The sequence below is a fragment of the Myxococcales bacterium genome, assembly GCA_016706225.1.
Classification (GTDB): domain Bacteria; phylum Myxococcota_A; class Polyangia; order Polyangiales; family Polyangiaceae; genus JADJKB01.
This window is the reverse complement of sequence record JADJKB010000002.1, coordinates 72,631-83,952: the sequence shown is the minus strand read 5'-3', so window position 1 is coordinate 83,952 and position 11,322 is coordinate 72,631. Positions and strand designations below refer to the sequence as shown.

Sequence of the window (11,322 nt, the reverse complement as noted above, 5' to 3'; positions counted from 1 at the left end):
CGAGCCGCCCTGCGTGTGCTGCGCCAACGGTACGGAACGTGGAGGGGCCTCGCCAAAGCGTTACGGAGGAGTTCTTCAATGCGGTCGCGGGTCAACGACTCCGTGCTACCTTCGCGTGGGACTCGTGCCCCAATGGTGCCACGTCGGCGCCCGTGTCTGTCTACACCGACTTCGACCTCTACCTCTACAACGTCACGACGGGCCAATACGTCTACGGCTCGCAAACCTTGGACGACAATAATGAGGGATTTGACATCACTTTTCCGTCGTCCGGGCACTACCAGATTTGGTTGTCATGGCCGACCGGTCTGACGGGCTGCGATCCGCTGTGGGGCGACTTGGAGCCTTCGGCCTTGAGCTGGGTGCTCTTTCTCTGACGCAGGCCATCCGCTTGCTCGTGCTGGCTGGTGCGGTTAGTGCTCTGGCCGTTGGGTGCGGCGGCGACACCGCTCGCGACGAACCATGTCGGGGCAAGCGCATCGAGACCTGTCAGTTGGCGGAGGGCTGCGTCTGGCTGAAGCCAAACGACGAGTTGCGTTTCGCTCCCGGTTGCTTCGCGGACGAGCGTCCTGCATGTCAGGACAACGCATCCTGTGGCAGTGGCGCTGAGTGCACGCTCTACTACCGGCACGTGGAGGAGGGCGACCTTGCGGTATACGACGTTTGTGCAGCCCCGATGTCGAGTGGGGGCTCGAAGTGACTCGGCGGGTGCTCGCTGCGGTCGCCCTCGGCTTCTTGAGCTGCGCCGTTGACGACGACGGCGTTTCTGCCGCAGACGCCGGTTCGGAAGGGGGCGGCCAGGATGCGTGCGCTGGGAATCTGTGCATGGATGCCGCCATCTTCGATGTGCAGCTCGACAGCGGTGGGGAGCTTCCACCGGGGAAGTTCTACTGCACCGTAGATCCCAGCGATCCCTTCGAGTGCTTCGCGGGCACGGTTTGCTGTGAAGCCAAGTCGCAGTGCTACGACGCTCCGCCTGCTGCTGCCAGCGGAGGTCAGCGCGCTCATCGACTGGTCCACGCTCCGCGTCGAGCCGACGAGCGTGGTTGACGCGGCGCTCGCCGACACGCGCTCGGACGTGCTGTTCTCGGCGCGCCTCGATGACCGCGAGCTCTACCTCTACTTGCTGCTCGAGCACCAGAGCACCGCCGACGCCTGGATGCCGTTGCGCCTGCTCGGTTACATGCTCCGCATCTGGGAGGGCTATCTCGAAACGCACCCCGACGCGAAGAAGCTCCCTGCCGTCGTGCCGATGCTCCTCAGCCACTCGGAAGGCGGCTGGTCGGCGCCGCTCGCGTTCCAGGAATTGCTCGACCTCGACGAGGCGCTAGCGGCCGCGCTGGAGACGTGCATTCCAAGCTTCCAGCCGCTGCACGACGACCTGACCCGCACCGAATCCGAGGACCTGCACCGCCGCTCGATGACGGCCCTGGGGCGTCTCTCGCTGTTCTGTCTGGACCGCGCACGTCGCTCCAGTGACCTCCTGACCGAGCTCGCCCGCTGGCGCGGCACGGTCGAGGACGCCCTCGCCGCTCCCAACGGCGTAGCGGCACTCGGAGCAGTACTGCGCTACATTCTCGAAGCCAGCGAGACAACCCCCGAGCAGGTCCGACAGTTGACCCGGCAGCTCGGGCCCAGAGGCGAGGAAGCGTTCATGACCGGTGCGCAGATTTTGAGGGCCGAAGCCGAAGCGAAGGGCAAGGCCGAGGGCGAAGCGAAGGGCAAGGCCGAAGGCGAAGCGAAGGGCAAGGCCGAGGTGCTGATCAAGCTCCTCGAGTTGAGATTCGGTGGAGTGCCGGACGCCGCGGTGACACGCATCCTCAACGCGCCCATGACCGATCTCGACCGCTGGGTGGAACGCTTCATCACCGCGACCACGCTCGATGACGTGATGACCGACTAGCGCTGCGAGCGGTCGAGCGGTCTGGTTCAACGCCGGCGCGCGGCGCGGCGGAGCACGGAGCCAAGCGCCGCCAGCAGACCCAAGAGGCCGAGATCCCGTTCGCTGTGGGGTGTGACGCGACAATTGCAGCCGCCGTCGTCGCCAGGAGTGGTGGTTGGGCCGGCGTCGCTGGGACCGCTCGATCCGCTCGATCCGTTCGACCCACCGCCGCCGGGACTGCTTCCGCCGGAAGATGGACACGCAACATAACCCCCGACTCCCCAGGATGCGTCGGGCATCCCCGCGTCGATCGGACATGAACCCACCGCGCCGTCGAGGCCGTTCGAGCCCACGGGCTCCGGCTCGCCGAGAGCCCAGCCGGTTCCGATCCAGCGCAGCGCCTTGCCGAGTGGCAGCGCCGGCGCTTTTGGCGTGCCGGAGATGAAGCCGGGATAGTCGCCGTAAATAGTCTCCGAGCTCGAGCTGTCACACTGCGAAATCACGCGCCCGTTCGGCGAAGACAGCGTGCCCGTCGCGACCACATCGGCCTTGATACCAAAGAGCGCCTCGGCGGCCGGCGTGGCCACGAGCAGGGTACCGCCGGCCTTGACCAGCTCGCCCGGAAGGCTGGCGAACAGGCTCTGGGATTCGCCGCAGTGATCGGCGGCGCGTACCGTGGCCGAATACGGAGCCGTGTACTGGTTGCTGGTAGTCAGCACGACGTATTGCGCAGCAGGGCACTCGACCGAACCGGCAAAAATCTCGATGAAGCGCGGAGCGAAACACGGCGGAGGAGTGCCCGACTCCGCAGACGCAGTCGCAACCCACAGGGCTGTGGCGAGAAACGCGAGTACGGCGCATCGACCGAGCTGCGTCTGCATGCCCCCAGGATCGCGGGTTTCTGGTTGACTTGCAACGGATGTCGACGACGGCGCCGGGTCGGTTCATTCTAGATTTCATGCTGGCGCTCGGCACTCACCGCGGAAGTTCGCTCTGCGTGCTGGCCGGACTGTTGGCCCACGCCTGCGGGGGTTTGACGGACGCTGAGGTCAACACGACTGGCTCCGGCGGTGACGTTCCCGCGGCCGACGCCGCGATGGAGGGCGCGCCGCGGCCCTCGACCGACGCGGCACCGAAGCCGGAAGCGGCGGCGCCGGATGCCTCGAGCTGTTTTGATGTCGCCTCGGGCTCCACCCCGGCCTGCCTCGAGAGGCCGGTCGTCGCTTGCCCGCTCTCGAAGGGCTCGCCATCGGTGGCGCACGCGGTGAAGACGCTCGTCACGGCCTGCCGTACGTGCATTGGCAGCTGGACGTGTGGCTCACTCAGCTTCGAGGTCGACGCCGACGGCTGCACGACTCCGCCGATCTTCTCCCACCCGGGCAACGAACCCTTCATGGCCTGTGTTCGCACCGCGATGGGCACTGTCCGGTTCGACTGCGCGGAGGGGCTGGACGCGCAAGCTTGGGGGGTCGGTATCGACTCTTGCACCAAGTAAATGCGCCGGCTTTTCGCCTCCGCCGAACCCACGTCCCGGCGCCGCGCCAGCAGCGACTCCCTCGCTTTTGGTACACCCCTTGATCGGTGAAGATCAGGCCTTACTTTCTCGTGTGCTTCGCGCCTGAAATGGCGACGGGGCAGGATTGGCGAGCGAATCTAGGACGAGCGGGCGCCGCGAGCGGCGACGCCGAGCGATGATGGTGTAGCCATGCGAATGGATCGACTGACGACCAAGAGCCAGGAAGCGCTGCGAGCCGCGGTGGATGACGCCGTTCGGCGCGGCAACCCGGAGGTGATTCCGGAGCACATTCTCGCCGCCATCATCCGCCAGGAAGACGGGCTCGGTGGGCCACTGGTGCAGAAGGCCGGGGCGAACGCCGACGCGCTGGCGAAGGAATTCGACGAGCGCGTGGCGAAGCTGCCGCAGGTGAGCGGTGGGGGCGAGCCTGCGTTCGGGCGTCGTGCGGTGCCGCTGCTCACCAAGAGTGAAGACGAAGCCAAGGCCTTCAAGGACGACTTCGTCTCCGTCGAGCACTTCCTGCTCGCCGGCGCGAAACACGACAAGGACGTACAAGCGGTCCTGAATCGACACGGGCTCTCGTACGACAAACTCGTGCAGGCGCTGGCCGAGGTGCGCGGCAGTCAGCGCATCACCGACCAGAACCCCGAAGGGAAATTTCAGGCCCTCGACAAGTACACCCGCGATCTGACGGCGCTGGCGCGCCGAGGCAAGATCGATCCGGTCATCGGCCGCGACGAGGAGATCCGGCGGGTGATGCAGGTGCTGTCGCGGCGCACCAAGAACAACCCGGTCCTGATCGGTGAGCCGGGCGTCGGCAAGACGGCCATCGCCGAGGGCATTGCGCTGCGCATCGCCGCCGGGGACGTGCCCGAGTCACTCAAGGAAAAGCGCATCTTGGCCCTCGATCTGGCCAGCATGGTCGCCGGGTCCAAGTACCGCGGGGAGTTCGAAGATCGCCTGAAGGCTGTCCTGAAAGAAGTGGAAGACGCAACGGGCAAGGTCATCCTCTTCATCGACGAGCTGCACACCCTCGTGGGCGCGGGCGCGGCCGAGGGCGCGATGGACGCCTCCAACATGCTCAAGCCGGCGCTGGCCCGCGGGGAGCTGCGTTGTGTCGGCGCAACCACCCTCGACGAGTATCGCAAACACATCGAGAAGGACGCGGCGCTCGAGCGGCGCTTCCAGCCGGTCATGGTGAGCCAGCCGACGGTCGAGGACACCATCGCCATCTTGCGCGGCATCAAGGAGCGCTACGAGGCCCACCACGGCATTCACATTCAAGACTCCGCGCTGGTCGCGGCCGCCGTGCTCTCGAATCGCTACATCACCGATCGTTTTTTGCCCGACAAGGCCATCGATCTGGTCGACGAGGCGGCGAGCAAGATCAAGATGGAGATCGACAGCATGCCGTTCGAGATCGATCAGCTCGAGCGCAAGCTGCTTCAGCTCAAGATCGAGGAACAGGCGCTGAAACAAGAGAAGGACAAAAACAGCAAGGCGCGCCTGGCGGAGCTCAGCCGAGAGGTCGCCGATCTCGAGGAGCAGAAGGGCGGAATGCGCGCCCAGTGGATGCGTGAGAAGGAGATCATCGGGGCTCTGCGCGACAAACAGGTCGAGCACGAGGAGCTGAAGATCGAGATGGAGCAGGCGCGCCGCAAGGGGGACCTCGGCAAGGCAGCGGAGTTCCAGTACGGCACCATCCCCAACATCGAAAAAGAGATCGACGCGCAGCGCGCCGAGCTCGCGCGGGTGCAGGAGAAGGGCAGCTACCTGAAGGAAGAGGTCGGCGACGAGGACATCGCGCAGATCATCAGCAAGTGGACCGGCGTTCCGGTCAGCAAGATGCTCGAGGGGGAGATGCACAAACTCCTCGCGATGGAGGAGAACCTGCGTCAGCGGGTGGTCGGGCAAGACTCCGCGCTGGTCGCGGTGGCCAACGCCGTGCGCCGCAGCAGGGCCGGGCTCGGCGACGACCGGCGGCCGATCGGCAGCTTCCTGTTCCTGGGTCCGACGGGAGTCGGCAAGACGGAGACCGCGCGAGCGCTGGCGGAGTTCCTGTTCGACGACGAGCGCGCCATGATCCGCATCGACATGAGTGAGTACATGGAGCGCCACGCCGTCAGCCGGCTGATCGGCGCGCCCCCGGGTTACATCGGCTACGACGAGGGGGGTCAGCTCACCGAGCCGGTGCGCCGCCGTCCGTACAGCGTGATCTTGTTCGACGAGATCGAGAAGGCTCACCCGGACGTGTTCAACACGCTCTTGCAAGTGCTCGACGATGGTCGCCTCACGGACGGGCAGGGCCGCACCGTGGACTTCAAGAACACGGTCGTGATCCTGACCAGCAACGTCGGCACCACCGAGCTGAACGTCATCGAAGAGCGGCGTGATCTCGAGGACGACGACAAGTCCGAGATCATGAAGCGCACGGCGATGGAGGCCTTGCGCCAGCAGTTCCGGCCCGAGTTCCTGAATCGGCTCGACGAGATCGTCGTGTATCGCCGGCTCGGCCGCGACCAGATCCGTCGCATCGTCGATCTGCAAGTGGAGCTGCTCCGCGAGCGCCTGGCCAATCGCGACATCACGCTCGAAGCCAGCGACGGCGCGCGGGATTTCTTGGCCGAGGTCGGCTGGGATCCGCAGTACGGTGCCCGGCCGCTGAAGCGTGCGATCCAGAAGTACGTCGAAGACGGTCTGGCCCGCCAGGTGATCGCCGGCGACGTCGTGATGGGCGACACCGTCGTCGTGGAGCGCGGTGGCGACGGGCTGAGCTTCGAGAAGAAGGCGAAGGTCAGCGAACAGCCGAGTGTTCCTCCGCGGCCACACGCCCAGGCCTGAAGCGTCGGGCTCACGCTGGCGGCGGCGACGTCCCCAGGGCGTGGGCAGCGATCACGCGGTACTGACTGCCAGAGGGGGTCAGCGTGGACGCGACGAGGCGAAGCTCGCTGAACTCGAGCTGAAGCGGCGCGAGCTCGACCTGTGAGAGCAGCGCTTGGACGGAGCCGGGGTGTTTGAAACGCGCGAGGGTGACGTGCGGGCGAAACGCACGCTCTTGCCGCGGTACACCGAGCTCGGCCGCGGCGCTCTCGAGCTCACTCGCGAGGGCGGTCAGGGTCGGTGAATCGGTCTCCACCTCGACGATGAGCACGCGCGCGCGTTCTGGACCGCCGAACGAAGTCAGACGCGAGAGCTTCGCAGTGAAGGGTGGGTGACGTCCGGCAAGCGCTGCCGCAACACGCTCGAGCTCGAGCGATACGGGCGGCGCGATGTCGCCCAGGAAGGCCAGCGTCACGTGCATCTGCTCGGCTGTGGTGAAACGAGGTGAGAGGCTCGTCACGAATGGGCGCGCGTGTTCTCGAGTCGCAGACAAGACCTCGATTGCCGCTGCGGGCAGGGGGAGTGCAAAGAAGGCGCGGACGCTGGCGGTCACCCGAGCTCCCCGTGCCCGTGCAGTACGACCTTGCGCACCAGTGCCATGCCAGCAAACGCACTCAGGTCGCGGATCTGAGCGCGAGAGCCAGGGAACACCATCTGACGGTCACTCGTGCCCGCCGCGGTGGACACGGCGAAGTGGACCAGTCCGACGGGTTTGTCTGCGGTGCCGCCGGTGGGCCCGGCGATGCCGGTGAGCGCCAGCGCGACATCGGCCGCGAGCGCGAGCCGCACTCCTTCCGCCATCGCACGGGCGACCTCGGCGCTGACCGCGCCGTGTTGGTCGAGCAGCGCCGCGGGAACACCAACGAGCTTCTGTTTGGCGCTATTGGCGTAGGTGATGGCGCCGCCCAGGAAGAACGCGCTCGACCCGCCGCGCTCGGTCAAGAGGCGCGACACGGAGCCGCCGGTACACGACTCCGCAACGGCGAGGGTCAGCTTTTGTTCGACCAAGAGCCGGCCCAGCTGCTCTGCGAACGTGACGTCGCCTTCGCCGTACACCACGTCGGAGCCAAGGCGAGTGAGCACCTCGTCTGCGGCGCGGCGCGCGCGAGCCGCTGCTTCTTCCGGATGCTCGGCAACCGCGCGGGCGTGGACCTTGACCTCGATCTCGGGGAAGTGGGCGCGGTAAGCCAGCGTCACGTCGAAGGCCGCCTCGATGCCGTCGAGTTTGTCGTTCACACCCGACTCGGTCATGCCGAAGGTCTTGAGCCGTACTTGGTGGATGGCGGCCTGGGTCAGGTGACTGAGCGACGGTGCGACCAGCTCGCCGAACATCGTCTTCATCTCGCGCGGGACACCGGGCATGAAGAAGGCCTGTGCGTCTCCAAGCGCGACGGAAAAGCCGGGCGCCGTTCCTTTTCGATTCGGAAGGATGCGCGCGCCTTCGGGAAAATCCGCCTGTTTGGCGTTGGAGGTTGCCATGCTGCGTCCGAACTTTTCCATGCGCACGCGGATCGCATCCAGCGAGGCTTCGTCGCGCACGAGCGGCACGTTCAGCACGGTCGCCACGCACTCACTCGTGATGTCATCCGTCGTGGGTCCGAGGCCGCCCGTGCAGACGATGACCGTGTGCTGGGCACTCAAGCGGTGCAGGGTGTCCACGATCAGCTGGCGGTCGTCGGGGATGGCATCGATGTCCGTGACCTCGATGCCGAGGTCGGTCAGCGTCTCGGCCAACCACGAGGCGTTGGTGTTGACGATTTCCCCGCGCGTGAGCTCTGTTCCAATGCACAAAACTGCGGCCGACATGCGGCGAGCCTAGTGCGGCGGCGCCCCCGCGGCGACGGCATACGCGCAGCGAAATCCTACATGTGCGGCTGGTCCTTGCAGCTGCTCTTCCGACCACGATTTCAGCTCCCCCGCGACGCGGGAGCGAAAGCTGCCGCCGCGCGCGCGGACGCTGCCATCCGGCTCTCGCGTCCACTCCGCGACGTTGCCCGCGAGATCGAACACACCCTCCGGGGTGCGTCCATCGGGGCGCGCTCCGGCGAGCTCGGGGCCGGACGCGCCGCTCGCGCAGGGGCCCTCGACGAGGCCGAAGCTCACACGCCGGCACACGAGGCCGGATTGTCCCCAAGGAAATCGGCGGCCCGCGCTGCCGGCGGCGGCGAACAGATGTTCGTCGGCGGTTGGCAGGTGCCCGTCGAGGGTGCGGCAGAACTTCTCGGCCTCGTCGGCGCTGACGTGAGTCACCGGCAAGCCAGGCTCGGTCGTGGCGAGTGCGCGGCAGGCGCCGCTGGTGGCGCAAGCAGCCCAGCGGAGGTGGGTGACCTCGGCGGTGTCTAGCTCGAAGTCGGGAAGGGTGAGCGTGCGGGGTGCAACGACGCCTTCTGCTTCCCAGTCGCTCGGCGAGAGGGTGAGTGTACCGGCCGGGATGCGCACGCGGGTCGCGGCCACGACACACCCCTTGGGAGTTCGCCCGAGCCCCGCTGGGCACACGAGCGGTGCGCCGGTGCACGCACCGCGAGCGAAGGTTTGGCCCTCGGCGCAACAACGAAAACCGCGGGCGACGAGACCTTCTGGGCAGCGCGCGGGATCGGTTCGTTCCCGGCGCGCCACGAAGAGCACGACCGCAACGGCGAGCAGCGCGCCGAGTACGCCGGCGCCGACCAACACCCGGCGGCCCATTGGACGCAGCATGGCGCGCAACACTGGTGAAGCTCAATGGTCGATGTTGGCGTTCGCCCTGCGCCCCGCGAACTTGCGCCCTGGCGATCACCCGAGCAGCCTCCTAGACTACCGCCGGTCAAGCATGAGCGACTTCAACGGCAAGATCGTGTTCGGGCGGACGGGGCTGCACGTGGGCCGATTGGGGGTGGCGTCGGGATACGGGGTGCCCGCCGCGGCGCTCGAAGAAGCCTTCGAACGAGGCGTGAACTACTTCTACTGGGGGTCCCGTCGCACGGCGGAGATGGCGACGGCCATCCGCAACATCGCCAAGCGGGATCGCGAGGCGCTGGTCGTCTGCTTGCAGAGTTATTCGCGCGCTGGCTTCTGGCTGAAGCGCTCCATCACCAAGGCCTTGAAAGAGGCCAAGCTCGACTACGCCGATGTGCTCCTGCTCGGCTGGTACAACGATCCACCCCCCGCGCGCATCATGGACGCGGCGACCGACCTCGTCGCCTCCGGCTTGGTGCGCCACATCGCGATCTCCAGTCATCGACGCACGATGTTCCCGCCATTGGTCGACGATCAGCGGGTCGGCGTCTGGCAGCTTCGTTACAACGCTGTGCACCGCGGGGCCGAGCGTGAGGTGTTCGCCGCGCTCGACGGCCTGGATCTGAACAAACGCCCGGGCGTCATCACCTACACGACCACGCGCTGGGGCCACCTCCTCGATCCCAAACGCACGCCCGCTGGAGAGGTCACACCCACGGGCGCCGACTGCTACCGGTTCGCGATGTCACACCCCCACGTCGACGTCGTGATGAGTGGCCCCGCCGATACCGAGCAGATGCGCGAGGCGCTCCGCTCCCTCGAGCTCGGGCGCATGGACGACGAGGAGCTCGCTCGCATGCGGCGAATTGGGGACGCCATCTACGGCAAGGATCGCACGAGCAAGGTCCGCGACTGAGCGGAACCGATCACCGAGCTCGGCGCTCGCCCCGACCTGCACACTCTCCCTGACCCCGAAGACAACGCCATGGCCCGAGTCTTGATGCCGCTGCCGGACGTGGACTTCGATCCAACCGAGGTCGCAGCGCCGTGGAGCGTGCTCTCGGAGGCCGGACACGAGGTCGTGTTCGCGACGGCTTCCGGCGACGCCGGGCGCGCGGATCCGCGCGTGCTGAACGGCGTGATCTTCGGTCAGCTCGGGGCGGAGCCGGACGCGCGGGCGCTGTATGCAAAGCTCGAAACCGCTCCAGAGTTCGCGCGTCCGCTGTCGTGGAGCGAGCTCGCCGAAGTCGACGTCGACGCCGTCCTTCTTCCAGGGGGTCATGCCCAGGGCATGCGGCCGTACCTGGAGAGCCGCGAGGTTCAGGCCGCAGTGCTCGCTCACTGGCAAGCGGAGCGACCGATTGCGGCCATCTGCCACGGCGTGATCGTGCTCGCTCGCACGCTCGACCCGACCAGCAAACACTCCGTGCTGCGCGGTCGAAGGAGCAGCTGCTTGCCGAAGTACATGGAGCGCATCGCGTATTATTCGACCGCCTGGCGACTCGGTCGTTACTACCGAACTTATCCCGAGTACGTCGAGGACGAGGTCAAGCGCGCGCTTGGCCCGGACGGTCACTTCGAGCGCGGACCGTTCACCTTGTTTCAGAAGGGCACCCGCTCCAACGATGGCGCGGCGTTCGTGGTCGAGGACGGAAACTACCTGTCGGCGCGCTGGCCTGGCGACGCGTACGCGATCGGAAAGAGGTTGGCCGAGCGGCTGGCAACGACGGAAGCGAGGCAAGCAGAATGACCGAGCCTACGGCAGCCGCCAGTGCACAGCGGTTCTTGCTGCGGGACGGACGCGCAGCGCGGATCCGCCCGGCAACACCCGATGACGCTGCGAAGATCGTCGCCCTTGGCACTGCGCTCGCCGCAGACGGCGCGGGCATGGTCACCGACCAGGGACAGGTGCGCGATGAACCGGCCGAGCGGCGCAAACTCGAGGACAGCGCGCGGACCGCACGTGGCGGGCGGCTCGCGCTGTGTCTCGTGGCGGAGCTGGAGGGAACCCCGGAACCGAGCCTGGGCCTGGGCGAGCTGAGACAGCTCGAGCCCGCGCGCTGCACCCACGTGGGGATCGTCGCGCTCGGGGTCCACCCCACGTTTCAGCGACAGGGCATCGGGCGGGCGCTGTTCGGTCGACTGGTCGCGCTGGCCGATGCCGCTGCCCTCGTCCGCCTCGAGCTGTACGTGCGCGCGGACAACCATCGCGCGCAGGCGCTGTACCGGGAATTCGGTTTTGTGCACGAGGGGACCCGCGAGCGCTTCGTGCGCTTGGACGACGGCCGGCTGATCGACGACTACATCTTCGCGCGCTTCAAGCCCTGAC

Annotated in this window: 12 protein-coding genes; 8 read left to right on the top strand and 4 right to left on the bottom strand. The window is 67.0% G+C overall.

The window, feature by feature from the left end; translation table 11 throughout:
• The first annotated feature begins 152 nt into the window (after nucleotides 1–152).
• From IPI67_00485 to IPI67_00475, 3 genes are all read left to right on the top strand, one after another.
• Nucleotides 153–377, top strand: coding sequence for a hypothetical protein (locus IPI67_00485; GenBank protein ID MBK7578656.1), 225 nt, complete (start codon nucleotides 153–155; stop codon nucleotides 375–377).
• Between the two features lie 319 nt (nucleotides 378–696).
• Nucleotides 697–1,050, top strand: coding sequence for a hypothetical protein (locus IPI67_00480; protein ID MBK7578655.1), 354 nt, complete (start codon nucleotides 697–699; stop codon nucleotides 1,048–1,050).
• Nucleotides 944–1,903, top strand: coding sequence for an Rpn family recombination-promoting nuclease/putative transposase (locus IPI67_00475; GenBank protein ID MBK7578654.1), 960 nt, complete (start codon nucleotides 944–946; stop codon nucleotides 1,901–1,903). The genes IPI67_00480 and IPI67_00475 overlap by 107 nt, the downstream gene beginning before the upstream one ends.
• Before the next feature lie 26 nt (nucleotides 1,904–1,929).
• Here IPI67_00475 and IPI67_00470 read toward each other — a convergent pair whose 3' ends face one another.
• A complete protein-coding gene (locus IPI67_00470; protein MBK7578653.1) occupies nucleotides 1,930–2,763 on the bottom strand; it encodes a hypothetical protein in 834 nt (277 codons plus the stop codon).
• Nucleotides 2,764–2,801: 38 nt separating this feature from the next.
• Between IPI67_00470 and IPI67_00465 the strand changes: the two genes are divergently transcribed.
• Both IPI67_00465 and clpB read left to right on the top strand, forming a co-directional pair.
• Nucleotides 2,802–3,377 carry a hypothetical protein gene (locus IPI67_00465; protein MBK7578652.1) on the top strand — a complete coding sequence of 192 codons (576 nt, stop codon included), beginning with the start codon at nucleotides 2,802–2,804 and terminating at the stop codon, nucleotides 3,375–3,377.
• Between the two features lie 210 nt (nucleotides 3,378–3,587).
• Nucleotides 3,588–6,239, top strand: coding sequence for an ATP-dependent chaperone ClpB (clpB, locus tag IPI67_00460; GenBank protein ID MBK7578651.1), 2,652 nt, complete (start codon nucleotides 3,588–3,590; stop codon nucleotides 6,237–6,239).
• A gap of 10 nt (nucleotides 6,240–6,249) precedes the next feature.
• Here the strand turns inward: clpB and thpR are convergent, their stop codons facing one another.
• The 3 genes from thpR to IPI67_00445 are packed head-to-tail and all read right to left on the bottom strand — an operon-like array spanning nucleotide 6,250 to nucleotide 8,975.
• On the bottom strand, nucleotides 6,250–6,831 hold the full coding sequence (gene thpR / locus IPI67_00455) for an RNA 2',3'-cyclic phosphodiesterase (GenBank protein ID MBK7578650.1): 582 nt from the start codon (nucleotides 6,829–6,831) through the stop codon (nucleotides 6,250–6,252).
• Nucleotides 6,828–8,084, bottom strand: a complete 1,257-nt coding sequence (locus IPI67_00450; protein ID MBK7578649.1) for a competence/damage-inducible protein A — start codon at nucleotides 8,082–8,084, stop codon at nucleotides 6,828–6,830. The genes thpR and IPI67_00450 overlap by 4 nt, the downstream gene beginning before the upstream one ends.
• A gap of 9 nt (nucleotides 8,085–8,093) precedes the next feature.
• Nucleotides 8,094–8,975: an SUMF1/EgtB/PvdO family nonheme iron enzyme gene (locus IPI67_00445; GenBank protein ID MBK7578648.1), complete on the bottom strand. Its 882-nt coding sequence runs from the start codon at nucleotides 8,973–8,975 to the stop codon at nucleotides 8,094–8,096.
• Nucleotides 8,976–9,087: 112 nt separating this feature from the next.
• Here IPI67_00445 and IPI67_00440 point away from each other — a divergent pair, with 112 nt between their 5' ends.
• The 3 genes from IPI67_00440 (at nucleotide 9,088) to IPI67_00430 (ending at nucleotide 11,321) form a co-directional block, all read left to right on the top strand.
• Nucleotides 9,088–9,909 carry an aldo/keto reductase gene (locus tag IPI67_00440; GenBank protein MBK7578647.1) on the top strand — a complete coding sequence of 274 codons (822 nt, stop codon included), beginning with the start codon at nucleotides 9,088–9,090 and terminating at the stop codon, nucleotides 9,907–9,909.
• A gap of 69 nt (nucleotides 9,910–9,978) precedes the next feature.
• Complete coding sequence (locus IPI67_00435; protein ID MBK7578646.1) at nucleotides 9,979–10,743, top strand: DJ-1/PfpI family protein; 765 nt, start codon at nucleotides 9,979–9,981, stop codon at nucleotides 10,741–10,743.
• A complete protein-coding gene (locus tag IPI67_00430) occupies nucleotides 10,740–11,321 on the top strand; it encodes a GNAT family N-acetyltransferase (protein ID MBK7578645.1) in 582 nt (193 codons plus the stop codon). Before IPI67_00435 ends, IPI67_00430 begins: the two co-directional genes overlap by 4 nt.
• Nucleotide 11,322 lies beyond the last annotated feature (1 nt).